31 protein-coding genes are annotated in these 22,786 nt (G+C 62.3%); 12 read left to right on the top strand and 19 right to left on the bottom strand.

Annotation, left to right across the window (positions count from 1 at the left end; genetic code table 11):
• Positions 1-84: 84 nt before the first annotated feature.
• Complete coding sequence (locus tag FSB78_RS10125) at positions 85-771, bottom strand: TetR/AcrR family transcriptional regulator (RefSeq protein ID WP_147082374.1); 687 nt, start codon at positions 769-771, stop codon at positions 85-87.
• On the opposite strand from FSB78_RS10125, the gene FSB78_RS10120 reads away from it, so the two are divergent.
• Genes FSB78_RS10120 through FSB78_RS19645 form a run of 3 tightly spaced genes read left to right on the top strand, consistent with a single transcriptional unit; the run spans position 770 to position 2,995 of the window.
• Positions 770-2,251 carry a flavin-containing monooxygenase gene (locus FSB78_RS10120; protein WP_147082372.1) on the top strand — a complete coding sequence of 494 codons (1,482 nt, stop codon included), beginning with the start codon at positions 770-772 and terminating at the stop codon, positions 2,249-2,251. The genes FSB78_RS10125 and FSB78_RS10120 overlap by 2 nt on opposite strands.
• Positions 2,248-2,907 (top strand): SDR family oxidoreductase, encoded by a 660-nt coding sequence (locus FSB78_RS10115; RefSeq protein ID WP_199743159.1) that lies wholly within the window; start codon positions 2,248-2,250, stop codon positions 2,905-2,907. The genes FSB78_RS10120 and FSB78_RS10115 overlap by 4 nt, the downstream gene beginning before the upstream one ends.
• Positions 2,867-2,995: a hypothetical protein gene (locus FSB78_RS19645; RefSeq protein ID WP_277872708.1), complete on the top strand. Its 129-nt coding sequence runs from the start codon at positions 2,867-2,869 to the stop codon at positions 2,993-2,995. Before FSB78_RS10115 ends, FSB78_RS19645 begins: the two co-directional genes overlap by 41 nt.
• 4 nt (positions 2,996-2,999) lie before the next feature.
• Here the strand turns inward: FSB78_RS19645 and FSB78_RS19130 are convergent, their stop codons facing one another.
• Positions 3,000-3,155: a hypothetical protein gene (locus FSB78_RS19130; protein WP_158637999.1), complete on the bottom strand. Its 156-nt coding sequence runs from the start codon at positions 3,153-3,155 to the stop codon at positions 3,000-3,002.
• Between the two features lie 207 nt (positions 3,156-3,362).
• Between FSB78_RS19130 and FSB78_RS10110 the strand changes: the two genes are divergently transcribed.
• Positions 3,363-3,614 carry a hypothetical protein gene (locus FSB78_RS10110; RefSeq protein ID WP_147082370.1) on the top strand — a complete coding sequence of 84 codons (252 nt, stop codon included), beginning with the start codon at positions 3,363-3,365 and terminating at the stop codon, positions 3,612-3,614.
• 57 nt (positions 3,615-3,671) lie between these two features.
• Here the strand turns inward: FSB78_RS10110 and FSB78_RS10105 are convergent, their stop codons facing one another.
• The 4 genes from FSB78_RS10105 to FSB78_RS19640 all read right to left on the bottom strand — a co-directional run bounded on the left by FSB78_RS10105 (position 3,672) and on the right by FSB78_RS19640 (position 5,834).
• Entirely contained in the window at positions 3,672-5,033 is a 1,362-nt protein-coding gene (locus FSB78_RS10105) for a M48 family metalloprotease (RefSeq protein WP_147082368.1), read from the bottom strand.
• Positions 5,023-5,250: a hypothetical protein gene (locus FSB78_RS10100; RefSeq protein ID WP_147082366.1), complete on the bottom strand. Its 228-nt coding sequence runs from the start codon at positions 5,248-5,250 to the stop codon at positions 5,023-5,025. Before FSB78_RS10100 ends, FSB78_RS10105 begins: the two co-directional genes overlap by 11 nt.
• A 22-nt stretch (positions 5,251-5,272) precedes the next feature.
• A complete protein-coding gene (locus tag FSB78_RS10095; RefSeq protein WP_147082364.1) occupies positions 5,273-5,605 on the bottom strand; it encodes a hypothetical protein in 333 nt (110 codons plus the stop codon).
• 94 nt (positions 5,606-5,699) lie between these two features.
• Positions 5,700-5,834, bottom strand: a complete 135-nt coding sequence (locus FSB78_RS19640) for a hypothetical protein (RefSeq protein ID WP_277872707.1) — start codon at positions 5,832-5,834, stop codon at positions 5,700-5,702.
• 1,093 nt (positions 5,835-6,927) lie between these two features.
• Here FSB78_RS19640 and FSB78_RS10085 point away from each other — a divergent pair.
• Complete coding sequence (locus tag FSB78_RS10085; RefSeq protein ID WP_147082362.1) at positions 6,928-7,107, top strand: hypothetical protein; 180 nt, start codon at positions 6,928-6,930, stop codon at positions 7,105-7,107.
• Positions 7,108-7,153: 46 nt separating this feature from the next.
• On the opposite strand, the gene FSB78_RS10080 is transcribed toward FSB78_RS10085, so the two are convergent.
• On the bottom strand, positions 7,154-7,423 hold the full coding sequence (locus FSB78_RS10080) for a hypothetical protein (protein WP_242008176.1): 270 nt from the start codon (positions 7,421-7,423) through the stop codon (positions 7,154-7,156).
• Positions 7,424-8,361: 938 nt separating this feature from the next.
• Between FSB78_RS10080 and FSB78_RS19125 the strand changes: the two genes are divergently transcribed.
• Both FSB78_RS19125 and FSB78_RS10070 read left to right on the top strand, forming a co-directional pair.
• Positions 8,362-8,520: a hypothetical protein gene (locus FSB78_RS19125; RefSeq protein ID WP_158637998.1), complete on the top strand. Its 159-nt coding sequence runs from the start codon at positions 8,362-8,364 to the stop codon at positions 8,518-8,520.
• Positions 8,521-8,530: 10 nt separating this feature from the next.
• Positions 8,531-8,710 (top strand): hypothetical protein, encoded by a 180-nt coding sequence (locus FSB78_RS10070; protein WP_147082358.1) that lies wholly within the window; start codon positions 8,531-8,533, stop codon positions 8,708-8,710.
• Positions 8,711-8,722: 12 nt separating this feature from the next.
• Here the strand turns inward: FSB78_RS10070 and FSB78_RS10065 are convergent, their stop codons facing one another.
• The 8 genes from FSB78_RS10065 to FSB78_RS10035 form a co-directional block, all read right to left on the bottom strand.
• On the bottom strand, positions 8,723-9,994 hold the full coding sequence (locus tag FSB78_RS10065; RefSeq protein WP_147082356.1) for a Y-family DNA polymerase: 1,272 nt from the start codon (positions 9,992-9,994) through the stop codon (positions 8,723-8,725).
• On the bottom strand, positions 9,991-10,416 hold the full coding sequence (locus tag FSB78_RS10060) for a LexA family protein (RefSeq protein ID WP_147082354.1): 426 nt from the start codon (positions 10,414-10,416) through the stop codon (positions 9,991-9,993). Before FSB78_RS10060 ends, FSB78_RS10065 begins: the two co-directional genes overlap by 4 nt.
• A gap of 432 nt (positions 10,417-10,848) precedes the next feature.
• Positions 10,849-11,139 (bottom strand): DUF6894 family protein, encoded by a 291-nt coding sequence (locus FSB78_RS10055; RefSeq protein WP_147082352.1) that lies wholly within the window; start codon positions 11,137-11,139, stop codon positions 10,849-10,851.
• Positions 11,140-11,225: 86 nt separating this feature from the next.
• Complete coding sequence (locus FSB78_RS19120; RefSeq protein WP_158637997.1) at positions 11,226-11,378, bottom strand: hypothetical protein; 153 nt, start codon at positions 11,376-11,378, stop codon at positions 11,226-11,228.
• 138 nt (positions 11,379-11,516) lie between these two features.
• Positions 11,517-11,837 (bottom strand): hypothetical protein, encoded by a 321-nt coding sequence (locus tag FSB78_RS19500; protein ID WP_242008175.1) that lies wholly within the window; start codon positions 11,835-11,837, stop codon positions 11,517-11,519.
• A gap of 499 nt (positions 11,838-12,336) precedes the next feature.
• Positions 12,337-12,807, bottom strand: a complete 471-nt coding sequence (locus tag FSB78_RS10045) for a phage terminase large subunit family protein (RefSeq protein ID WP_242008174.1) — start codon at positions 12,805-12,807, stop codon at positions 12,337-12,339.
• A 95-nt stretch (positions 12,808-12,902) separates the two neighbouring features.
• Positions 12,903-13,400 carry a terminase gene (locus FSB78_RS10040; protein ID WP_147082350.1) on the bottom strand — a complete coding sequence of 166 codons (498 nt, stop codon included), beginning with the start codon at positions 13,398-13,400 and terminating at the stop codon, positions 12,903-12,905.
• 1,168 nt (positions 13,401-14,568) lie between these two features.
• Positions 14,569-14,901: a transcription termination/antitermination protein NusG gene (locus FSB78_RS10035; protein ID WP_147082348.1), complete on the bottom strand. Its 333-nt coding sequence runs from the start codon at positions 14,899-14,901 to the stop codon at positions 14,569-14,571.
• 311 nt (positions 14,902-15,212) lie between these two features.
• Here FSB78_RS10035 and FSB78_RS10030 point away from each other — a divergent pair, with 311 nt between their 5' ends.
• From FSB78_RS10030 to FSB78_RS10015, 5 genes are all read left to right on the top strand, one after another.
• A complete protein-coding gene (locus FSB78_RS10030) occupies positions 15,213-15,554 on the top strand; it encodes a hypothetical protein (protein ID WP_147082346.1) in 342 nt (113 codons plus the stop codon).
• Between the two features lie 371 nt (positions 15,555-15,925).
• Positions 15,926-16,138, top strand: coding sequence for a hypothetical protein (locus FSB78_RS10025; RefSeq protein WP_147082344.1), 213 nt, complete (start codon positions 15,926-15,928; stop codon positions 16,136-16,138).
• Between the two features lie 786 nt (positions 16,139-16,924).
• Complete coding sequence (locus FSB78_RS19115) at positions 16,925-17,092, top strand: hypothetical protein (RefSeq protein WP_158637996.1); 168 nt, start codon at positions 16,925-16,927, stop codon at positions 17,090-17,092.
• A gap of 273 nt (positions 17,093-17,365) precedes the next feature.
• Positions 17,366-17,599 (top strand): hypothetical protein, encoded by a 234-nt coding sequence (locus FSB78_RS10020; protein ID WP_147082342.1) that lies wholly within the window; start codon positions 17,366-17,368, stop codon positions 17,597-17,599.
• The gene (locus FSB78_RS10015; protein WP_147082340.1) at positions 17,599-17,949 is read left to right on the top strand and encodes a hypothetical protein; all 351 of its coding nucleotides are present in this window, start codon (positions 17,599-17,601) and stop codon (positions 17,947-17,949) included. Before FSB78_RS10020 ends, FSB78_RS10015 begins: the two co-directional genes overlap by 1 nt.
• A 425-nt stretch (positions 17,950-18,374) precedes the next feature.
• On the opposite strand, the gene FSB78_RS10010 is transcribed toward FSB78_RS10015, so the two are convergent.
• From FSB78_RS10010 to FSB78_RS09995, 4 genes are all read right to left on the bottom strand, one after another.
• The gene (locus FSB78_RS10010; RefSeq protein ID WP_147082338.1) at positions 18,375-18,608 is read right to left on the bottom strand and encodes a hypothetical protein; all 234 of its coding nucleotides are present in this window, start codon (positions 18,606-18,608) and stop codon (positions 18,375-18,377) included.
• 134 nt (positions 18,609-18,742) lie between these two features.
• Complete coding sequence (locus FSB78_RS19635) at positions 18,743-18,877, bottom strand: hypothetical protein (protein ID WP_277872706.1); 135 nt, start codon at positions 18,875-18,877, stop codon at positions 18,743-18,745.
• Between the two features lie 352 nt (positions 18,878-19,229).
• Positions 19,230-19,589 (bottom strand): hypothetical protein, encoded by a 360-nt coding sequence (locus FSB78_RS10000; protein WP_147082336.1) that lies wholly within the window; start codon positions 19,587-19,589, stop codon positions 19,230-19,232.
• A 28-nt stretch (positions 19,590-19,617) separates the two neighbouring features.
• Positions 19,618-22,647, bottom strand: coding sequence for a tetratricopeptide repeat protein (locus FSB78_RS09995; RefSeq protein WP_199743158.1), 3,030 nt, complete (start codon positions 22,645-22,647; stop codon positions 19,618-19,620).
• Positions 22,648-22,786 lie beyond the last annotated feature (139 nt).

The following is a 22,786-nucleotide window of genomic DNA, read 5'->3' as shown; positions in this document are numbered from 1 at the left end:
GCCCGGGTAGCTCTGGATGTCCGATTCTGGGTCTGAACCGCATCGGAAATGCGGGATGTTCCCGATGCAGCTATCGTTACCTGACTATGTACTTGGTCGCGCCGTCACGCATAGGATCCAAGCCGCGGCGACAGCCTCCTCCAAAGGGCGCTCATAGTTCTCGGCGCCCCAGGCGAGGGCGATGTGTAACAGCCCTCCTTCGACACCGCGTCGGAGCATCGTATTGGCTCTGACGGGGCCGCGATCATCGGGATCGAGGGCGGCAAAGAGCGGCTCGGACAGGTCATGCATTGAACGTCGAATTGCATCGTCGATCGACGGATCTACGCCGACGATTTCAACGAGAAACACGCGCGCCGTGGTGGGATTAGCGCGTAGCGTCGCGAAATATGCGCTTAGCATCCGTCTGGTACGATCTTCAGTCGGTAGGGTGGGATCGTCGGCCACAACGATCTGCGTCAACACTGCGGCGATCACCTGATCGAACGCAGCGAGTAGCAGCGCCTCCCCATGCGCAAAATTCTCGTAAAAATAACGTTCGGTAAGGCCTGCCTCGCGACAGATCGCGCGCACGCCCGTGCTGTGGAACCCCTGCGAGCCATACAGGCGAACGGCCGCCTGTATCAGCATCGTGCGCCGCTCAGCCCGTCGAGCGTCAAGCGTCTGCCCGGTCCACCGTTTTGTCGTCGCCGTCATTCGGGCAGAGTAGCAATATTGACAATGACAACAAGCATTGTCATTCAGTTCGGGAAAATGGTAGGAGTGGAACATGGCCGGTATGGAGCACCTGGACGTGCTGGTGGTAGGCGCCGGTCTGTCGGGGATCGACGCCGCGTTCTGGTTGAAGACTGGCAATGCCACGCGAAGCTGGGCGATCTTCGAGGGGCGCGATGCGATCGGCGGCACGTGGGATCTGTTCCGCTATCCGGGGATTCGCTCGGATTCGGACATGACGACGCTGGGCTTCCCATTCCGCCCGTGGCGAGGTGAGAAAGCGATCGCCGCGGGTGAGGATATCCGCGACTATATCCGCGACACCGCGGCAGCGTTCGAAATCGACGCCAAGGTGCGACTGCGTCACCGCGTCACGACTGCACACTGGTCCTCGGCAGACGCGCTGTGGATCGTGTCGTATACCGTCGATGGCATCGCGGCCCAGCTGACCTGCCGCTTCCTGTTCCTATGTTCTGGCTATTACGACTATGCCGCGGGGCATTCGCCGACCTGGCCGGGAATGGACGCGTTCGCGGGACAGGTCGTCCACCCGCAATTCTGGCCAGACGAGCTTTCGGTGGCGGGTAAGGACGTCGTGGTCGTGGGTTCGGGTGCGACCGCGGTGACGCTGGTTCCGGCAATGGTCGACCAGGGCGCCGCACATGTTACGATGCTCCAGCGATCGCCGACCTATATCGTCTCGCGGCCGTCACGCGACGATCGCGCCGAGACGTTGCGCCGCTGGCTGCATGACAAGGTAGCGGAGGCGGCGGTTCGGTGGAAGAATATCGGCTACGGCATTTTCGTCTACGGCGTGTCGCGGCGCAAACCACATGTGTTGAAGCAGAAGATCAGGCAACAGCAGCGAGCGATGCTGGGGCCGGACTTCGACATCGCCACTCACCTGACGCCGCGCTACGATCCGTGGGACCAGCGGCTGTGCCTCGTCCCTGACGGCGATCTGTTTAAGGTGCTGCGCAACGGGCGGGCGTCGATCGCAACCGACGAGATCGCGCAGTTCACGCGTGACGGTCTCCAGTTGAAGAGCGGCAAGGCCATCCCCGCCGACATCGTCGTGACCGCGACGGGGCTCAAGGTGCAGCTCATGGGCGGCGCACGACTGACCGTCGATGGCGCCCTCGTCGATCCGGGCAAGCGGCTGCTTTACAAGGGGGCGATGCTAGACGGTGTGCCCAATCTCGCTTTCGCGATCGGCTACACCAATGCGTCCTGGACGCTCAAATGCGACCTGACGTCGCAGTTCGTTCGCCGCCTGCTCGATCATATGGATCGGCGCAAGATGGACAGCGTCGTGCCGGTCTCACCGTCATCGACTGCGGGCAACGAACCGATCCTCGACCTGAGCTCCGGGTATGTGCAGCGGGCGGCAGACCTTCTCCCTCGACAAGGCGCGAGCGCCCCGTGGAAGGTGAAGCAGAACTACCTCCGCGACCTGTTGGCGTTCCGTACCGGTCGAATCGACGACGGTGTTCTGCGCTTTGGGCGGCGTGATTTGGCTGCAGAGAGAGCGGCATGAGCGCCCGGATGGAACTTGCCGGCAAGGTGGCGGTAGTGACTGGCGCAGCGGGCGGAATAGGCCGTGCAATCGCGCGATCGTTGGCCGTGCGTGGCTGTCACGTCGCGCTGGCCGACGTGAATGAGGACGGGCTGACTGAAACCGCCGCATTGATCGGCAACAGCGTCCGCGTCACCCGTCACAGCCTCGATGTTGCGAACCGCGATGCTGTCGCCGCCTTTCCGGCTGTGGTTCTGGCCGCGCACGGGCACGTCGACGTGGTCGTCAACAATGCTGGTGTCGCCCTGAGTGGTTCCTTCGCACAGCTCACCGAGGCGGAGTTCGACTGGCTCTTGGACATCAACCTGCACGGCGTCGTCCGCATGTCACGCGCGTTCCTGCCGCTGCTACAGCAGCGTGAGCAGGCACAGCTGGTCAACCTCTCCAGTCTGTTCGGAATTATCGCACCACCCGGACAGAGCGCTTATGCCGGGCGCGGCACTGGCGGTCCTCGACTTGACCGGCCCGGCTCTCGTCTCGCTCATGTTCGACGGCACCGAGGACGTCATCCTCACCCGCGCCCGACCCGGCGGGCGCAAGATCCGTCAGCCGTTCTTTGCGATCCCGCTCTTCTTGGTGAACGATTTGACCGGGCCGATCGGCGACGATCTGCATGAAGCGTTCGACATACTCTGGCAGACCGCCGGCTGGCCCGACGGCTCGCCGTCGTTCGGCACCGGCCAATGGCAAGCCGACCGCACCTGACCGGTTAGGGTTTGGTAGGGGGCGGGGCCGGGCAGGTGCTCGGGCGCAGCGCCACGATGAGGTAGTTGTTGCACATCTTCACCTGCGACCAGGCCATCATCTCGGCGCGGTAGGCGAGATAGCGCTTGGCGCAGTCCGGGCCGTTTTTGTCGGGCCGCATCGTCGCCTCTTCCTTGGCGCAGACGAGACGTCCCCCTGTTGCGCGGAACCTGCACCCGCGTTCGATCAGGGTAAAGCGAAATTGACGCCGGATCAGCGGCAAGTTGTGATGATTGCACCCGGCGTCCAGGCGCGCGCGAGCGGCTGAAATGGCGAGTTTGATAAATACAATGCACCCACCTTCAACTCGGTGTGCAGGAGTAACTTTATGACATGCAGTAGCCTCGTCCGCGAAGCGGCGATCAACCAGCGTCTTGCCCAGATCCAACAGCGGCTGGCCGACATTGCGGCCATGGAATGTGCCTCGGCACTTGCGGGTGGCAAGGGCCGTGCTGCCCAAGGCCATTTCGATCCCGAACGCACTCGGCTGATGGCCGAGAGCGACGATCTACTCGACGAAATGGAGGCGATTGGCGGATCTCTGATCTTTCGCCCGGCCAACCTGACGCCGACCCCCTGACGGCAACAGTGCCCATTAGCCCGGCCAGCCACGGCGTGAGCGCCGTGGCTGGTTCGGTCACCTGACGAACGCTGCCACCTGCCCGATCAGCTCGGCCTGATCGAGGTAGGCGGCATGGTCGAGCACGTCCTGAAGAAGGCCGGCGGCATAGCGCTGGATCGGGCTCGTGTGAAGATACTCGCCGAGCGTCGTGCGCTCCAGCCGTTCGAGCCGGTCCGCCGCGCGCGGATGGGTGTCCATGCGATCGCTGATCGTGAGGCGCCTATCGTTGCGATCGCGCAGGAGTTCGCCCGCCCGCTGAATGAAATCCATGAAGGTGAAGAGGAGGAACACCGATCCCAGCCGCCGTTGCAAGCCATGCAGCGATCCGGTCATGGCATCGACCACGACATCCGGCGCGGGGCGGGGGTCGCCCTGCAAGGTGGCTTTGGCTCGGTTGATCAGCTGCGACCGCATCAACCCAAGCGCAAACGCGTCCGCGGCGAATTCGAATTCGTGGCGGATCTCCGTGACGTCGTGCTGTTGCTTGATCTGCGCCTTGAGGCGACGCGGATGATCGAAGGCGACGTGCCCGAGTTCGTGCATCACGATGAAATCGAGTTGATCCATCGTTAGCTCGTGCCCAAGGAACCCGGTCTGCTCCTCGTACAAGAACACTGGCTCGCGCATCAGATCCGGCGCAGCGACGTCGGACCAGAAGTGCAGCACCATTGGCAGCAGTGCGTTCCATGCGCGCGCCATCCGCTTCGGGCCAGCCAACTCCTTGGTGCCGAAGAAGTGGAGCAGGATGGCGTTGAGCTGCTTGAGGATTGGCTCAAGGGCACAGTTCAGGCAGATCAGCGATCCGTCGGGCCCCGTGACCGTCATCGCATTGAACTTGTTCTTCTTGACCAGCGCGCACGCGACGCGATCGAGACCGAACCTTTTGACGTTGTCGAGCGGCAGATCGCCCATGACCCGAAGGAACGTGAGGCGCCCCCAATAGGGCATCAAGCCTTCGGGCTGGGCAAAGGTGCGACTGACTTCGGCGGCGCGTCTGGCCAGTACGGCGTTCAGGGCGGCGTGACTGCACGCGGCGAAGCGCGCATCGGGTGGACCCTTCGTCTCTGGCCAGATGAACTGGACCATCGACTTGAGGGCGAGGAACACCATCTCTTCGGGGCGCACCGGGTTACCGGCGTGCAGGTCCTTGATCTGCCGGCGCTGCCAGTCGGTCAGGCCCTCGAATGCGGCATAGTCGACGACCTGCATCTGTTCGAGGTCGATCACGACCTTGGGCTTGGGTCCGTCGCCTTCCATCTGCAGCGCATGGAACCGCACCTCCGCGGGAATGGCCTGCAACTCGTCTTTGGTGAGCAGCATCTTCGATCGCGCCAGATCCTCGTCGACCCAGGCCTGATACGGATTGTCAGGCTTCATCCTGGCCTCGCTTGAACTCTGCCTCGCATGCCAGAATCGCGTCGATCTGTTCGACGATCAGCGCCTGGAACTTCTCGAATGTGCGGTAGCAATGGTCGCGCTCGATCTCGAGCAGGTCGGCGACCTCGGCGATGCCGAGCGGCGGGCTGCCACCGAGCGCATATTGCAGCCGGCCGTCTTTCACCTCGCGGCGGACGGACTGGGTGAAGCCGATCACGAACCGCGACGAGAAGCCGTGATTATAGGCGTTGCGGAAATTGTCGGTTGCCGCCTTGAAGGGCCGATCCGGCCAGCGGTTCGAGCGTCCGCTTGAAGCGACGGAAGGCGCGCCACGGCTTACCGAACGGTTCGATGTCGTTGAGATAGAGGTTCTTGTCGGGAAATGCGTTCTTCCAGCCCTTCAGGTCCTTCGCCTTGTTCGCCTGGTGGCTGAGATGCCCGACCGCGAAGGTGAAGCGCGACTTGACGGCGTAGGGCTGACCGAGCGCAACCGTCCCGATCAGCATCTCCTCCAGCAGCCATGGGGCATGGCGCCAGAAGGCGAACCGGTGGAGCAGCCCGTTATGGTGCATGGCGGACCGGTAAAGGACGTGGTCAAGAAAGAGCGGGCAGACATAGGCTGCCTCTCCCAGTCCCCGCGGCTGTAACCGTCGACGCAGCATCGCATCAGGCTTTCTCGCGACCGGGCTCTTCATCGACGGCTTCGCGGGCGGAGGTGGCGCCAGCACGGGAATCGCGCAGGCGATCGGTCGCGACGTCGATATCGCGCTGAACCACACCCCGTCCGCGATCGCGATCCATAAGGCGAACCATCCCGGAACGACGCACTACTGCCAAGACTCCGTGCGGCATGACCGCTCGCGGTGACGCGCATGCAGCCGGTCGCCGGCATGTTGCGCGACTACGGCTTTCGCGTCGGATGCGGGATGATCGACGAATGGGGTAACATACAGTCTGTGACGTTAGTCGTGATGCGTGGACCACTGAGTCCGCAGACCATACTGGTGAAGTTCTGATAAATATGGTCGCGTCGGGAGGATCCACAGCAGCCTAGATCGCTGCTGTTACGCTTCCCAATCAGGCCCTTCCTCGTCCGGGTAGAACGCGTGCGGATCTAACAGGGTCCGCGGCGCGATGCGGGCGCCGACCGACCGCCGATATCGTCTTGATCTACCGCAACCGAACGGACCCGGGCTGCCCGGCGTCCGTTCGTGGACCAGAGGAGAGGCCGGATGGTTGAGATACCGCGTACCGAAGACTTCACCGCTCAGGCTGCCGAAGGCTGTGTCTTGCTCGATGGCCCCGGGATAGCCTGCTCTTTGCATCCAGACGCAGCACGAGGGGTTGCAGCGTTGCTGACCGCCGCTGCAGGCCAAGCGAGCGAACAGCGAACGATGATGAAGAATGTTGGCAGTACCAAGCCGACCTGATCACCCCTCCCGGCGAGGCAGTTGCGGCCCTTTTTCGTGGGCGTTATCACCGCCTTATGGGGATACGAGACAGCATGCGTCAGCTGGCCGCAGAGGCTCATGGGCGTGGTGAAAAATACATCGAGTGGGTGTTGCGACCAGAATACGTTGAGAAGCTGGCAGCAGAATCGCAAGGAGTTCTGGGGTACAGGGCGCCACTTCCTACCTCTTTCCTAGGGGCGCCGATCCGCCTCTGCGGACTAGACAAGCCGAACCATCTCGTGACGTCAGCGAACAAGGTGCTCCTACCGAAGTTGTGAAGGTTCGCGATCAGGCTTCGAACTCTGGGCCGTCATCGTTCGGATGGAACGCGTGCGGATTGAGTGCCGGGCCGCGCAACCTCGCGCGCCAGTCCAGCTGATTTTTTCCGACAATCTGAAACCGTCAGCAGAGCTGCCCGTTTCGGTCGACAGAGGAGAAACCGGATGGTTGAGATACCGCGTACCGAAGATTTCACCGCTGAAGCAGTTGGCGAGCAGGTCCTGCTGGATGGCCCTGCAATTCCCTGCTCACTCGAGCCCGATAGGGCAATGCATCTGGCGGACCTGCTGACCGACGCTGCGGTCCAGGCGGCCGGACAGCGAATGATGTCGAAGTCCAGCTAACCCGCAACGCAACCCGGGGAAGGACGGGCGGCCGAGGGCGGCCCGGCTATCGCTTAGTGTTAAGCGTTCCGGCGCTTGTCATTCGATAAGCATCGCGAGTCTGCTGGGCACCATCTGCCGTGATCCCATCGAACTGCCGCCACGCGGCAGCGGTGTTGCACACGCGCGTCGCCATGAACGAACCGGTCGCCGTCAGCGACCGGCAGGTCTTCTTCTCTTTCACGGGCTTGTCGGATGGCTTATTTGCATCCTCTGATGTTTGAGCGCTCACCGCTACAGGGCAGATCAATAACGCGGCTGCGAACAACAGTTTCATCAAGCGACTCCATGCTTTTGACCGGATCGTAACCCGGTATTTCTCAAGCGCAAGAGCGTCAAACCCACTGACGTTATTCCGTGGGTCGCTAGGCTCCGAACTCCGGGCCGTCATCATCCGGATAGAACGCGTACGGGTCATGGATCGGGCGCGGACCATACGGCGATCGCCTTGACGCCGTACGGGTTGGTCGGCTCCGGCCGCAGCTCGACCGGGTCACCGGGCGCGCGGAGCATGATCTGCATGCGCCGGTTGCTCTTGCTCTTGTCCTCGTTCGGGACGTCGATGCCGACTATGGACGCGGTAGGTTCGTTACGGTCCGCCGTGGCATTGTTATCGCCGGCTGCCGCTGTTCCGCGTTGCTGACATGCGTTCGGCATTCTGGGCGTTCGCGGCGTCTATGGCGGCCCATTCCTCTTTAGTATGACAGGTGCGTGCAGGGAAGAACGATCCTGTGACGTCTTCCTTGCGACAGAGGGGCTTCGGTGGCTTAGCCTTCACCGCTGGCTGCGTCGACGTCGCTGGCGGTGCTGCAACGGGTTCAATCGCCTGAGCTGCTGCAACACCTGGGGCTAGCAGCAACGCAACCGTAATCAATGTCCTCATCGTACGCCTCCGTAGGTTTGCTGGAAGCGTATACTGACGTGCCGCAAGCGCAAGAGGGTCACAGCAGCTGTCCTTAGTTCACTCGAAACGGACTACGGAGGCAATGAGTTCGTCCATGTGTTCGATCTTAAATGTTGCGGGTAAGGGAGGACAGCCTACCGTGGTTCGCTGTGAGCCATTCCATTACGAATCGCTGAGGCCAAGATGAATAACCCGCGAACATGGTTTGGGCCGAAGGTCATCGGGATCGGCTGGTCCCCGCGCACGTGGGAAGGCTGGGCAGTTATTGCGGTAGTTGTCGCCGTTGGTGCGATCATCGGCAGGCTCGACGCATGACCGAAGCCCCTGACCTCAACGACGCGCTCGCTCGGCTTAAGGCGTTCCGCGCCACCTGGAACCCCGGTGAGACAATCAACGACGAAAGCGGGCTGACCGCTGACGACATCGACGTCGTGACCAGCTTCGTCAACGACTACCCGTCGAGTGACTGAACTTGGCCCCATGACCGACCGAGAGGTCTGGATCGTCGCTGGCGATATTATGGCGGAGTATGGCGATCAGACCACGGACTACATCATTGACCGCGTGACCGACGCATTGGGCGATCGTGTCGCTGTTGATGACTGGCGCCGCATCGCCTCGGCAGTCGACGTGATCGCCGCCGGCGGACCACGGTGCTAGTCAGCGCGCCTATCAGCGTGCGCGAACGGTCGGCACTTCGTTGAGGTCAGTCGTCCACGACGGGGACCGCATTTCGGACCGCATCTTCCACTCGCGTTTGAATCCCTGAGACGCGGTCACCGCTGCGAACTTGCCGAACCGGCCGTTGATCTCGTCGATCGCGTTCATGAGGCGATCGCGCTTCTCGGTCCCCGCTTCGAATAGCGTGCGTGGCCGAAGATCTGCGGCGACCAGGTCGTCAAGCATCACACCGGCCTTCGTATAGGCATAGCCATCGCGCCACGCGCGTTCAGCGCCGCGCTTGGCGGCTGCGATGAGCTCAAGGCTGTCGCTCGTCATCGGATGGAGCGACACCGTTCGGGAGCCGGCATATTGAGGGCGGTCCGGCTTGTGCTGGTTCGTGTGAAAGAAGGCGGTCAGCCGGCCGGCGACCAAGCCGTGCGAGCGCAGCTTTTCGCCGGCACGCATGGCGTATTGCGATAGGGCGCCGAACAGCGTGGGGAAGTCGGTCACTGGCGTGCCGAAGGATCGGGTGACCGCCATGCCCTTCCGCCGAGGTTCAATCGTCTCGACGACGTCCGACGGCACGCCGCGCAACTCGGCGACGAGCCGCTCGAGCACGACCGTTCCGACGGCACGCGCCTGTTTCATCGGCATATCCCGCAGCGCGCCAGCATGCTCGATACCGAGCGCCTCGAGCTTGCGCGCGGTAGCCCTTCCAACGCCCCACACATCGCCGACGGGGAAGCGGTCCATCACCCATGTTCGGACGCCATCGTCGCGCAGGTCAGCGACGCCGTCGAACATCGGGTTCTTCTTGGCCGCGGCGTTGCCCAGCTTCGCCAGCGTCTTCGACGTTCCGATGCCAACGCAGGTCGGAATCGTCGTCCACTTCCGGACCCGAGCGCGCATGGCGTTGGCATGGGCAACTAGGTCCTGGCCTTCGAAGCCGGACAGGTCGAGGAAGGTCTCGTCGATCGAGTAGATCTCGAAATCACGCGCGAACGCGTCGCACGCGGCGATGACGCGGCGCTGCATGTCTCCGTAGAGGGCGTAATTCGACGACAGTACGCGGATGCCGTGCGCGCGGATCTTGTCACGCAGCAGATGAACCGGATCGCCCATCTTGATCCCAAGCGCTTTCGCCTCGGCCGACCGCGCGATCGCGCACCCGTCGTTGTTCGACAACACGATCACCGGCACGCCGACTAGGCTGCTGTCGAAAGCCCGCTCGCAGGAGACGTAGTAGTTGTTGCAGTCGATCAGCGCGATCGGCGCGGTCACCGGACTTGCCGCGCGACGCCGACCACGACGCCCCAGATCTCCACGTTCTCGTCGACGAGCGTATGCGGATACCCTTCGGCCTCCGGGATCAGCCAATATCGGTTGCCCATCTGACGCAGGCGCTTCAGCGTTCGATCGCCGTGAACCAACGCGACGACAATTGAGCCGGCCCGGGGCGACTTCGCCCGGTTCACGACAATCAGGTCGCCGTCGTTGATCCCCGCGCCGACCATCGATTCGCCGTCGACGCGCATGATGTAGCTCGCTGCCGGGTGCTCGACGAGCCAGGCGCCGAGGTCGATCGGCTCCTCCATGTCGTCCTGCGCCGGGGAAGGGAAACCTGCTGGCGTCCTGCACAGAACGAACGGCACCTCACGTGGGATAAGTTCGAAGGGCACGTCATAAAGCTGGATATTAGGCATACGCTGGTCCCGGCGGCTCTGAGAGCTTCAACTAGCGCCAAAGAGAACACAAAGGGAACACGTCTTTGGCAAAGAGGCGTCGATGGATCAAATTTCCTGTGGGGGAATCGGTTGGCCGGGCGGCGCGGACGGCGTCCTCGGGCGCGGCCCGAAACGTCGGTTATCGGCGCAACACCGCTGGCGCTGCGGTTGCCGTCTGATACGTCCTGTTATGGACGCAGCGGGACTTGTGCGGGCGCGCCGGGCTGACGGGAAAATCAGGATCACCGGCAGCCTACTTTCCGCCGATCGTCGTGACGGGCAATCCGCCCCGCGCCTGACGTCCATGGAACGTGATATTGAACGACAAGCTGTACGGCGATTTTCGCAGAGCTTACGCCGCAGACAGAAGGCGTGCGAAATCAGTTCTGATCGGCTGCGTGATACTCGCGCTCATCGCGGTTTCGGTGACGATTTAGCGGGAAGATCAATCTTCTGACCTTGCGGGTCGCGAATTGTCAGTACGTCGCGGAGGTAGACTTGCCCGACTCGCTCGCGTTCCGAATTTAGAATGTCGATGCGGTGATCTGTAATCAGTTCTGCAGTATCAATTACCGTCGCGGCAATCAGAGAGCGAAACTCCCGTCGCGCCCGCAGCTTAGCGTCTTCGATATCACGTGCTTCGATGCCGTCGTAATCGGTGGTAATCTCGCTGTTGAAGACATTGAAGAAGAACTTGGGCACGCGGCTCTCCTATTTGACTGCCACGCCACCGCGGCAGCCCGCTATCCGCCTCGCAATAGAGGGCGTCAAGCGAGACGACAGAGTTGTCACGTCGTGATAGCCGGCGATTCCAGCAGATCGACGGCCATAGAGACATACGCCGCCGCGAGCAGGTGTCCTTCGCCATCCAGAATGGCCAGGAGCGCTTTCATCGCTTCAATTAGGTCGGGTGTCGCCCCGGTATCGGATCCCATCACCATACGCTGCTCCCGTGGTTAGGAAGCGCCCCAGGGCTTCCTTCGTCGCGGGGCCGCGCGTCGTGCGACGATAGGAAACCAAGATAGATCGGTAGTCGATCAAGTTTCAAGGGATGCGTGCGCCAACCTTTGGCCGTGCGATCAAATGGCCTTCGCGCCAGCGGTTCCGCACTTTGCGAACTTGCTCTTGGTGTCCTTGCAGCGAACCGGTTTCGCGGGTGCCGCTGTGGCGCACTTAATGAACTTGCCCTTCGCATTGCGGCACGGTGCCGCCGCGGCAGGCGTGCTGGCAATCGCGAGCAGGGCGAGGGCGGCGAGGGCGGTCTTGAGCATATCCATCTCCATGCGAGTCGATTGCTTGCAGCTTATGCCGATCGTCACGGGGCGCAATGGCCCCAACTGCGAACGTACCACCGTCGTCAGGCGGATCAAAATCGACACCAAGGTCGCAGCCAAATGCATCAGGCTTACGTACCTATCGGATGGGCGATCGTATCCAGGAGATCGCACGACTGCGAACAGTCGAATTTCTCCTGGAAGAGTCGCTGCGGCGAGCGCACGGAAACGGTGTCATCTGCGCTCGATTGAAAGACGTACTCGACCTGATTCACGCGCGACTTCTTGCTCTCGGAAGTTGAATTGCGCCCGGTCGTATCGACAGACGCGCACTCCTACCGACCGCTCTCTCGCCGAGCGGGGCGATGAGGGAGTGCGGCTACCTGCGGAGCTACCGAACGAATGAGATCATGCCGGGTGGAAATACACCCATTTTCGTTCTCTTAATGAACCCAGGTTAGAAAGCACTGAGTTCGAGAGGAAGCCCATGAGCAGGAAGAAGTTCGCCGGATATTGCATTGGCGCTTGGGTCGTGACGTTGCCCGGTCTTTGCCTGATGTCGATCGCTGTTAACCGCTGGATTTGATCTCGCGGACTGGCGGTAGCGAACAGTTTGCAGTCGTGATTACGCCCACGAGCCGGCGTTCAACGCGGTTTGGAACGTCATCGCGTAGCCGTCGCATTCCTCGAGGAACACGTCGTCCGCGGTGACGCGGCGAAACTCCTTCGGGCTGTTCGCGCCCTTGATCTGGATCCAGCCGCCCTTGTAGCGTTTGGCCCTGATCTGGTTGTCGGCATGCCGCGGCTTGAACGTCGCGACAGACCGGACGATCGGCCACTGCAGCACCGGGTCGAGATCGTCGCGGCTGAACTTCTCCGCGTCGTCGATCGTCGGCTGGTAGATCAGCGTGCGCGCAGGGTCGAACTTGATGCGCCAGGCGACGAAGCACTGCAGGATCGTCGAGTAGCCGATGCGGCTGCTCTTCCTGACCGACAGCTGAGACGTCTCCGGATCGGTGAACGCGTCGGCGATGTCGGCCTGAAACGGGAATAGCCGGATGCGTGCGCCGTGGTCCGATCGCGCGTGCTCTGCCATGAACCTCGAAAGGGGGCGGCCGCTCGCGCGGCCGGCACGCTGCCAGCCAGCCAGCGGCAAGCGCTACACCGTGCGCGCCGGGCGCGCGGTACGGCTCAGGCGCCGGCTTCGTCTTCGGGCTCGCCCTCATCAAAGCCCCCGCCGCGCGCCTCTTCGATCCGGGCCATGCTCAAGTCGGTAAGGACGTTGTTGATCTCGGCGTCGACGCGCGACCGGAGCTTCGTGTCACCCTTGGCAACCCGGGCGCCGACCTGCTGCAGCTGGGCGACGATCATGACGATCACGCCCGCGCCGGCGGCAACCATGTCAGGGAGCGATGCGAGCTCCTTGCTGCGCTCGGCATTATCCATCGCCTTCGCATCGGCCTGCTCTTTGGCGAGGCGGGCCTGCTGCTGTTCCTTATCGAGCGAATCCGGATCAACGTCATCGACGCCGTATTTCGTCTGCGCCCAAGCTTCGATGTTCTCGAGCAGCGAGGATCCGTCGGCGGGCAGGTCGCCCTTCGACCGGAGCTCGCCGATCCACCGGCTGGAGCAGCCGAAGAGCGCGGCGAGCTGCGGCCGGGTCGGCTCGTCGAGGTCGATTTGCGCCACTTCCCTGCTCCATCTCGCGAAAGCCGCAGAAAACCGCCGAAAATGGCACCAGGGAGGAAGAACTATAGGGCATCTCGTGCCTAGCGATCCTCTGCGCCTTTGCCCCCCGTATTACCTGGGATGCCGGGAAGGACCCAAGCGCCCCATGCCACGATGTGGGATGGTGAGGGCAGGGCCAGTCGGCGGGACATGAAAATTGCCTCAGGTGAGAGGGTTAGGCTCCACAGTTTGGATACTCGCTACCGACTGCGGACAGCAGCCCGGAGATCCCGCGCAGCCTGCTCGACGTCCTCGATGAGGCGATCGCTGCGACCATGGTGGCGAGAGCCTGCGTTCATGTCTTCGGCGATCCGCAACAGCCGCATGCCGATAGCCTCGACCACGCCAGCGGAAGTGGGCTTGGACGTAGTGGCCATCTTAATCCTCGTCACTGCGTTTGCGCTTGATGTGCTATCACGGCAGGGTCATTGACCTATTATGAGTTTTCTTCCCCACCCCTCAGTGCTTCAACGACTGATGGACGATCAGAATGTCTTGGCCAATCGCTCGGTGTCGAAGCCGGTCGCTGACATGCATCGGGCAATCGCCGGACTGTATCGGGAGCAGCTAATAGAGACCATGAACCGGGGCTAGTTTTGCCGTCAAGCGGACGCAGTAGGCAGGAGAAGGTAGTTGGCTCAATCCTAACGCGCCGATGCTAAGCAATGCTTAGAACCGGGCAATGAGATAGATACTTACCCGGTATTCGATCGCAGTCTTCTTAACCGTATCCTTTAACGCTCCTTAAACCCATTAAGCTGAGTTTGATTTGGCGGAGGGCATGATGGAAAACCAAAGCGACGATTTCAACGCACTGAGCGAACACGCCGAGGATTGGCACCTCGAGTTCTCGTATCACACTGCACGCGCGGCTCAGGAACAGGCACTAGCCGCTCGATCAACGGTGCCTGAGGCTCAGAAAGCGCACTCGAGTTTGGCACAGTGCCACCGGGCACGTGCAACCTTGGCCCGGGCTGTCACCGAAATGCCGGACGCCGGACCCGTGCGGGTAATCAATCCAAACCCAGACGAAGAATAATTTTGGGCACCCCTTCGGACGTCGCTCGGAGCGGCAGCTCCTGCGTGAGGGGATGAGGGTGGCAATGCCACAGCGCCCACCGCGGTCCGCTTAAGCGGCGATAGGCGTATCCTGTACTGCATTTGTTCCGAGTAGCCAAGCCTCGATTTTCAGGTTGATGCCAGCGAACGCGACCAGCACGAACTTGCCATCGCCGCCCTGGACGACCTCACCGAACAAGCCTGCTGCAGCGCCCTCCGTAACCCGAACACGCTCACCAACGACGAACGCCTGACGCTTCCCCATCTTTGCAGCGCGCTTGCCCCGCTCCTCAATCCGGCGGGCGCCTTCCACCTCGGCATCGCTGATGAGCGGGATGTCCCCAAGGTAGCGGAAGACCGAGAAACCAGGGTGGTCGGTAAACGGCTGCGCCGCCAGCCTCACCAGGTCGTCTCGGTGCCGAGCGAGCAAACACGAACGTCGGCATGTTCGGTGCGGCATACTCGATCCGCTCGCGGGAGCGGCCTTTGCGCCGGGTCAGGGTTTGCACGGGGCTCCATACGTCGAAGCCAGCCGCCTCAAGGGAGGCCGCCAGCGGCAGTGTCCGCGACGCGCCCGTTCGAAGAGTGCACCAATCGTTTCCGCGCCCCATGGTCTCAACCTTCGCTTGGTTCAAATATGTGGCAGGCAATGTTGCCCGAGCGACGCAATTCCGGCGGCCGCGCGTTGACCGCGTTCGAACCATGGAGATCATCATGACCGACGACACTACGCCCAAGCCCGTCGACAACGTCGCCCTGAAATCTGGCGATGCGGACAGGACCGCAGACGGCTTCGGTAAGGGCTCGGGCTACTCTGGCGATGAGTATGACAGCGTCGATCATGCGGCAGAGCGCCACCTGCAGAACCGGGACGGTGCGCACGACGCTGGAGCGGACGAGCCCGCCGACGGCCGCGACATCCCTCGGGAAGCGGGCAAGCGAGCGTACATCGACAATAAAACCGGTGAAGTTTACGGAAGCGGATCGAGCGCTGGCGGCGGCAATCCAGGCGAAGACATCGACCTCGACACCTCGGGGAGCGGACCCGAAGAGTGACGGCGACAGGGAGCATGCCGCCGTCATGCGTGCTCCTCATGCTTCCGTGAGCCGGCTGGCACTCTGGGAATTACGATCCGATGGTACCGCTCAGTCGCCTGCAATGATCGTGATTTTAGGCGGCCGTTTAGCGTCGGGAAAGAACCGGTCGCGGTATCGGTGCACCGAGCGCGACCGGAGGTGTCCCGGCAGGGATGACGCCGGGCCGCGAGGGATCGCAAACCCAGCAGGCATCTAATACCATCCAGTCCTTGGTGTGTCACTGTACTAATACAGTGGATCCATTGCGGGGTGCGGGGCCGCATGTTGGCGTACCACCGGCTCGATCGTTCGGGCAGCGCGTTAGGGACAGGCAACGATTGGAGCATGCCATGCCTACCGACCCGAACACCGACCTCGAGCGCGAGACGACCGGGGAGCCGTACGTCGATGGAAACATCGAAACCGAAGAAGGCGTGTCCCCGGGTGGCAGCAGCGTCGAGGATACCGACGCGGTTAGCAACGACACGCCGGACTCGATCGCGACGGACGCCGACGACGTTGACGACGGAGCCGACAGCCTCTCGATCCGCGGCGACGACTAGCGACCTGACAGCGCACCGTAAGCCGCTGCTGCCAGCGTGACCGTTGGCGAGCGCGGTCACGCTGGCACCGGCATCGGATGGACGTCGGCTGGCGGTCCAGGGATGGCCATCCGCCGGTATCGTTCGGCAGTCGCACGGCTGGCCGCGAACGCCTCGTCCTCGGATCTAACCTTCGTTCGCAATCGAGCCTCGATCCACGACACGGGTTCAGCTCGTCCGGCAGCGCTTAACAACGCTGCGTTCGTCGCCTCCTCACCATGAGCCTTGGACCATTGGCGATCAGGGCCCGTGCCGACTTGATCGATAGCCCCGCTTCGCCCAGCAGCGCCACGCCAGCGTCGAACAAAGCCTTCCTCGGATCGACCGGCGGCGCTGCGGCGCCCGTTACGTCAGTAACGGAACTATCTCCTCCCTCCTTCCTCTGGCGGGACTTTTCCCCACCAGTGGGCAACCGCTTCCCCACCGGTTCCCCACTCGGCTTAGTTGAAGGGGGGCCCGCTTCCCCACCGAGCACCTTTGGAGCGGGTGTCAGTTCCCCACCCGAGGTGTCTGGAGTGGTACCCAGTTCCCCACCGTCGCGTGTTGAACGCGCCTCAATGTTCACCCAGTTCCGAACCGCTTCCGTCTGCGGATAGGTCGAGTTGGGTTTCTTCGGGCGCTGGTACTGGCAAAAGTTACGGACTGCCCCATACCGCTTGCCACCGACCTCGTAGGTCATCACGCAGTTTGCCTCAACCAACTCATCCAGCAACGCGACCGCGTCGACGCTGTCCGCGAGTAGCGTTCATGAATCAGGTCGGCACTAACTGGTCGGACCTGGCAATCTCGAACACGGCCGACCCGAAGTTCGTCGAGGGACTACGCATGTCGGACCTGTACGCGCGCATGGCCTGGGGTGCGATCGAGGACCTTGCGCGGATCGGCGGCGTGAACCTCGCGGAACAGGGCGCATGACCTGCTCAAGTTGCACGCACTTCACGGCGAGGTCGGCGTGCGACGCGACAGTCCAGCCGGTTGCCGAGCCGCTCGGTGCGGTCGGCATCTGCCGGCGCTGGCCGCCTCGCATGACCCGCAGCAACAGCGGCCACATCGCTTCGTGCTTTCCCAACGTCCACCGCGCGCACGCGTGCGGCGAGTATCAGGGGCTCATTCCATGCTGATGGCTCACCCCGAACAGAACTGCTCCACCTGCATTTGGTGGAAACGCATGCCCGCGCGGGTCGCAGCATGACCTTCGGTCAGACCCTCCGCGCCGTCTGGGAAGAGATCGCGCCGGACTTTTCGTATGGGTACGATCGCAGCGGCCTCGAGCGATGGGATGGGAAGGGCGAAGGGCCTTGCCGCCATATCGGTTTCGAAGGCTTCGGGCTGTCGTTCTCGCTGTTCTTTGGCCGCATGCCGCCGAAACAGGTCGACTTGGCCGCTCCGGCCGGCACTCGTGAGACGGGGGCGGCAGTCTGATGGGCATCGAACCCACGCAAGCTGAAGTCATCGCCGACCGCCTTGGTAAGCTCTTCCACCGGGCGATGACCCTGCGAGACGCGAAGACGGACACCCCGCTTCGTGTTGTTCATGCAAGTGAGCTTCTACAAAGGCCGATGCGCAGCCGGCTCGAGCGCGTCGACGATGCGGCGTCCGGCATCGACTACGCCGCCTGGCTCATCGGGGAGACAGTTGCGGTCATCGGCGGCGACCCTGCGCTACATGGCGTTTTCGCCGCCTTCGAGCGCGCGCACGGAACGAGGGCTTCGTCTTGGCTGGATCATCGCTGGAATGGAATTTCTGCATCTGACGGAAGTTGGGTGTCGTGATGAGCGCCCCTGTTCAGGCTCCAACTAGCCTCGATCGCTACTTGTCAAAGTCCGTCCCTCTCACAAAAATTTCCGTAGCGCGGGGCCGTGGGATGCCGCGCCTGAACGCAACCGCTTCCCGAAGCGCTTCGTCGGCAGATGCCTGCGACTTAGTTCCAGCTATTTGCCTGAACCGTCGCGCGGCAGCAGGTGAAAGGGACCCGCGTACGAGGATGACAGACGGAACAAAGACGCCCGGAGCAGTGTGGTCGGGAAACTCGATCTCAAAAGTGCCGTCATCGTTAACCGTTGATATCATGTCCTACCTTAGCCAGAGCGTGCCTCGCTTACAGATCGGTAGGGACTGCACCGTGCTGTCGTATGATCAGCGAACGGGGTTTGGCAACGAACAATCTATCCGCTGCGCCGCCAAACCCAATCGGCCGTCAGTCTGTCTCGCTAGTCCCGCTGCCGTCGTCGGTCGACTTCCATTTGCCCTCGGCAACTTGGTCGTCATCAGTATCCATCCCGTCGCGACCGGCCTTCGCCAGGTCTTCGACCTTATGGTCACTGTCGGTTTCACCGGTCTGATCGCCTGTCGTAGTGCCGCCCGGGTTCTGCTTCTTGATGTCGTCGGCGGGGCTCGCGCCCTCGCCGGAGTTCGGTGTGTCGTCGCTCATGGCAGGCTCCTCTTCTCGTGCCTCAACGCACCCTGTCCGGGTTCGGAGCCATCGTGCCGGCAGCATCGTGATGAAATGGGAGAATGCACATGACGAATATCATCGACCTGTCGCGGCTCTCCAGGGGTACTAGGCTAGAAGGGATAGGTCGGGTCGACCGACAGCGCGCGGATGCTCTTCGCGTCGATTGGTTGGCCGAGCGCGTCGCAATGAATTGTCGCGTCACGAGGCGCCCCCATGGCGCCGAACGCTTTAACGCAGTCGGCCAACGATGCCTTGGATACGACAAGCGCGCTTCGGAGACGGCGACCCAATTCGCCCGGCATGTGCAGCTGAGCATCTCGATGCCATGGTATTTTCGTCAAGAGAAACGCCTAATCGTTATGCCGGCCATAGCGATGCGCGTTAAGGAAGCGATGCGCAACTGGCACCGGCATGGGCGAACGCTTCGTGGGTAGCGCATTCATGATCGAGAGGATGCCCGACTGGCCCGCCGCTATGACGGGAGAGATGGCGCTAGCATACACCGGTGTTGCCGAAGCCCAGCTGCGCGAGTGGGAGTGTCGTGGTACCGTTCGCTTCTGTATGCGTGGTCCTCGAGGGGCTGCGATTGCTGCCCGCTCATCGCTGTTCGCGATCCATATGTTCGCGGTATTCATCGCCTAGTTCATCGCCGAGGTAGCGCTCGGCAAACTGTCCGACTTGAATGGTCGGGGACTGGTCAGTTTTTAAGTAACTCGTCAAAGAGTTGAATAGGTCGAACCGCTTTTCGTGGTCGACGGGCGCCGAGTTGATAAAATCCCGTGTCTTTTCCCAGAATTGTCTGACGCGATGGGCATTGCTTTCCGGAATGTCGAGGCCAAGAAAAACACTATGAAAGTATGCGGCGGCCTCGTCGCGTTGGCTCGCGGTAAGTTGACTATCGTAAACTGTCGCAGTCCACCCATCTGGCAGCGGAGGAGTGACGGCATCGTTGGCCACGAAAAGCCCAATTTTGTAAAGCTTAGTCTTAGGGGTAAGGAAGAGGCTGCCCGAGTTCGCGCAATTGCCAGACGGTTAGCGTATCGAGCGCCGCGCCCTTGCCGCGCGCTCGGCGCACGAACGTCGCCGCTTCCTTGCGCTCATCTTCGGCACCGACGCAGGTCCGCAGGTTAGTCCCGGTCATCGACAGATGTTCGGCGAGTTGCAGGACCGAGCGGTTGGAGGTCGCCGCGATTGCTGCCAACGGTACCGGGAAGGACGTGTAGGTGGATGCGACGACATCGTCCTTGTCCTGGAGGTCGCGGACCAGGTCCAGGATCGGCTGCACGTCGCCGTCCTTCATTGTCATCTCGAACATCGAGCGCGCGGCCGGGAAACGCGCTGCGTGCATCGCCATGATATCGTGCAACAGCCAGACATATTTGTGCTTGAGTGCGCGCACGCGGTAACGCCGCAGTCCCCCGATCTCGGCCGGCATCTCGATAATGTCACCGACTGACTTGCCGACAAGGGTTGCTGCTAAGGGATGGTCCGGCGCGAAAAGCTGGTCGACCTCCGGAATGTCCTCATCGTCGATAATGCCGGTCACATCACGGGCGCCGTCCAGCCCCTCGAGATCGAACCAGAAGCCGCTCTGTGCAGGGCCGGCCCGGCCGATCGGAGAGGGCAGCGCCTCGTCCATGAAGATGAGCGAGGGATAGGAGGAGACGACGCTCTCCTCCCGGCGATGCGCCGCCGCCACCCTGTATCCCAGTTTCAGCGCGCGCTCGGTCTCGCTCGCGCGGCGGTGCATATGCGCAAGGCGCATGAGATCGTCCGGCGATCCATCGACGGCGTCGTCGTTGACGCCCGAGATCAGATCGCGCGCGTTCGTCTCGCAGTTGCCTCGCATAAGGGTGCTCGACAGTAGCAGAATGGCGCGTAGATCGGTCGGATCGGCCGAAATAGCAGACCGCAGGTAGCGCTCGGCGGCCTTGAGGTCGCCGCGATTATGTTCGGCAGCGCCCGCCAACCGCGCATAGCGCGGAAGCGCGATCACCTCGGGGGCAAGCGACCGGTAGAAGGGTGACGTCCGTGCCTGCGACGGCGCGTTCGCAAAGGCATGAGCAAGCCAAGCTAATGGTTCGGACGGCCGATCCACGCCGACGAACCCGTCGACCGCCGCAATGATATCGTCCCAGGCCTCGCGGAAGAGCGAGAGCTGGGCAAACATTACTCGGTCGGAATAGCTCGTCTCCGAGGTTATCAGCGACTTGATCTTGGCGGCCATCGCCGCGATGCCTTCGGGTTTTGCGCCCCGGTAGATGTCCGCGACCGCGATATGAGCGCTGACACCAAGCGGCCAGCGCTCGAGGAGCTGTTCGACATCCTCGTCGAGGTTGGCGCTGGTCCTTCCGGCGTGACGCGCGCGGAACACCAGCACGTCGAGCAATTGGCGTGCGGCAACCGGCAATCTCTCGCGACGTTCGTTCGTCGCCTCCTCGATCACCGCAGACCATTTGTGAAGGTTGGAGAGCGCGACCAGCAGTGGCAGGACCGCAGTGTCCGTGATCGGGGCGCTGCGGAGAAAAGCTTCGGCTTCGGCGAACTCATCGCGATCGATCGCGACCCACGCCGCGCTTAGCGCCGCGTCGGGGTCTTTGGTTCCCGTCGCCAGCACCTGCTCCGCGATGTGTTTCGCCTGATCCAGGTCGCCGAGCGCCCTATAGGCCGTGACCAGATTATAGCCGACCATCGTCCAATTCGGTTCGGTCGCATGCTCATAAAAGCGGACTTCGTCCCAGTGACGTTGGAGCAGTGCCGCACCCTCGCGGAGTTTGCTTCGCCGGTCCTCGGAAACCGGACCAAGTCGTTCGACGATGTCTCCGGAGAGCGCTTCGTCGACGAGGGCGTCGCCCGCCATCCGGACCGAATTGCCGTCGGCTGGGAAGCGCACGAGCGTCTCGGCTGCAAGCACCCACCAACCCTCGGTAGAACCCTTAGCGCGAAGATAGCTGACCCGGTGGATGCGAACGCCGTGGTCGTCGAGAAGATCAGCCGGGACGATTCCCATGGGATCCCGCTCAACCGTGTCCATCGACGCCACTTGAAAGGCGAGGCCGGCCGCGCCGGAATTGGTGGGATCCTCGCGCAGGATATCCTCCGCAAACGCCCAGGCTCCAGCGAGATCCCCTCTGATAGCGAGCGCCAGGATCCTGTTCGCCCGCGTTTTCGGATCAGTCGGGTTGAGCGCGTACGCCTCGTCGAGCAGCGGCGCTGCGCTCGCTTCCTCGCCGAGCTTCATTCGCGTAATCGCGATGTTGACCTTGACCCGCGCCCGGATCGCGACCGAGCTCTTCACATCAAGCGTTTTGTCGAGCGCCTCGAGCAGATCCAGCGCGGTGCGCGGCTTACCGGCGTTCAGCATGTCTCGATAGGAATCGACCTGCGCGTCGAGATGTTGATCGAAGGCGCTTCGTGCTGTGTCGATGGGGCCGGCCGTGATCGTCGCTCGGATCACCTCCAGATGCTGAAGTGCCTGCTCGTTCTGGGCTCGGATCTCGGCCTGTCCGGAAAGCGTCTCGTCGCCGAGTTCGAGCAAGCGGTTGGTCGACGCGCTATAATCGGGGTCGAAGGCGGCCAGTGCCTTCGGGGTGCTGCGGATCTTCTCCTGAAGGGTGTCCCAGCCCCAGACCTGGATGTCGATCGTCCGCCCGAGCTTCGCCTGATCCTGCGCCAGATCGATCGCGAGGAAATCGTGGGCCGGCTCGTCAGTCGCAGTCGTAACGATATAGAATTCGGTGAGCGCCGGCTTGATGGCCATAGCCTGGCTGACCTCGTGGCGGATGGTCGACTCGGTGAGTTTCGCGCCACGGGTGATGAGCTTGCATTGGATGCCGACCGGCTGGCCTGGATTGCGATCCCGCCTGCCGATCAGATCGAGACCGAACTGCTTCTTACCCCGCGTACCGAGGAGCTTGACGTTGGGGTCGTTGATCAGTCCTGCGAACAGCGGAATGCAATTGCTCTCGAATACCTTGTCGTCGGTCGGAATGTTGATGATCGTCGAAGAGCCCACACACCGTTTTCCGTGTTCATGCTTATGACGAGCGAACGTCGTCGCCGATACCTTCCAGTACCGGTGTTCGCCTATCGTTCTATCTGCCGCAAGCTGTCCAATTTCGCAATCGCCGCCTTCAATGAGAGACGCGGGCTGA

The organism is Sphingomonas ginsenosidivorax, assembly GCF_007995065.1.
Taxonomy (GTDB): Bacteria; Pseudomonadota; Alphaproteobacteria; order Sphingomonadales; family Sphingomonadaceae; genus Sphingomonas; species Sphingomonas ginsenosidivorax.
Note: the sequence above shows the minus strand (reverse complement) of the source record. Positions and strands in the feature narration are given on the sequence as shown.

Excerpts from the sequence above, each read along its gene's own strand:
- FSB78_RS10070 (WP_147082358.1), top strand. The coding sequence starts at position 8,531 with ATGACCGACCGAGAGGTCTGGATCGTCGCTGGCGATATTATGGCGGAG.
- FSB78_RS10030 (WP_147082346.1), top strand. The coding sequence starts at position 15,213 with ATGACCGACGACACTACGCCCAAGCCCGTCGACAACGTCGCCCTGAAA.
- FSB78_RS10060 (WP_147082354.1), bottom strand. The coding sequence starts at position 10,416 with ATGCCTAATATCCAGCTTTATGACGTGCCCTTCGAACTTATCCCACGT.
- FSB78_RS10015 (WP_147082340.1), top strand. The coding sequence starts at position 17,599 with ATGGGCATCGAACCCACGCAAGCTGAAGTCATCGCCGACCGCCTTGGT.
- FSB78_RS10105 (WP_147082368.1), bottom strand. The coding sequence starts at position 5,033 with ATGAAGCCTGACAATCCGTATCAGGCCTGGGTCGACGAGGATCTGGCG.
- FSB78_RS19115 (WP_158637996.1), top strand. The coding sequence starts at position 16,925 with ATGAATCAGGTCGGCACTAACTGGTCGGACCTGGCAATCTCGAACACG.
- FSB78_RS19130 (WP_158637999.1), bottom strand. The coding sequence starts at position 3,155 with ATGCGGCCCGACAAAAACGGCCCGGACTGCGCCAAGCGCTATCTCGCC.
- FSB78_RS10025 (WP_147082344.1), top strand. The coding sequence starts at position 15,926 with ATGCCTACCGACCCGAACACCGACCTCGAGCGCGAGACGACCGGGGAG.
- FSB78_RS10110 (WP_147082370.1), top strand. The coding sequence starts at position 3,363 with ATGACATGCAGTAGCCTCGTCCGCGAAGCGGCGATCAACCAGCGTCTT.
- FSB78_RS10080 (WP_242008176.1), bottom strand. The coding sequence starts at position 7,423 with ATGAAACTGTTGTTCGCAGCCGCGTTATTGATCTGCCCTGTAGCGGTG.
- FSB78_RS10115 (WP_199743159.1), top strand. The coding sequence starts at position 2,248 with ATGAGCGCCCGGATGGAACTTGCCGGCAAGGTGGCGGTAGTGACTGGC.
- FSB78_RS19500 (WP_242008175.1), bottom strand. The coding sequence starts at position 11,837 with ATGCATTTGGCTGCGACCTTGGTGTCGATTTTGATCCGCCTGACGACG.
- FSB78_RS19640 (WP_277872707.1), bottom strand. The coding sequence starts at position 5,834 with ATGGATCGCGATCGCGGACGGGGTGTGGTTCAGCGCGATATCGACGTC.
- FSB78_RS10120 (WP_147082372.1), top strand. The coding sequence starts at position 770 with ATGGCCGGTATGGAGCACCTGGACGTGCTGGTGGTAGGCGCCGGTCTG.
- FSB78_RS10020 (WP_147082342.1), top strand. The coding sequence starts at position 17,366 with ATGACCTTCGGTCAGACCCTCCGCGCCGTCTGGGAAGAGATCGCGCCG.
- FSB78_RS10095 (WP_147082364.1), bottom strand. The coding sequence starts at position 5,605 with ATGCACCATAACGGGCTGCTCCACCGGTTCGCCTTCTGGCGCCATGCC.
- FSB78_RS10085 (WP_147082362.1), top strand. The coding sequence starts at position 6,928 with ATGGTTGAGATACCGCGTACCGAAGATTTCACCGCTGAAGCAGTTGGC.
- FSB78_RS19120 (WP_158637997.1), bottom strand. The coding sequence starts at position 11,378 with ATGGTGATGGGATCCGATACCGGGGCGACACCCGACCTAATTGAAGCG.
- FSB78_RS10125 (WP_147082374.1), bottom strand. The coding sequence starts at position 771 with ATGTTCCACTCCTACCATTTTCCCGAACTGAATGACAATGCTTGTTGT.
- FSB78_RS10045 (WP_242008174.1), bottom strand. The coding sequence starts at position 12,807 with ATGGCAGAGCACGCGCGATCGGACCACGGCGCACGCATCCGGCTATTC.
- FSB78_RS19125 (WP_158637998.1), top strand. The coding sequence starts at position 8,362 with ATGACCGAAGCCCCTGACCTCAACGACGCGCTCGCTCGGCTTAAGGCG.
- FSB78_RS10010 (WP_147082338.1), bottom strand. The coding sequence starts at position 18,608 with ATGAGCGACGACACACCGAACTCCGGCGAGGGCGCGAGCCCCGCCGAC.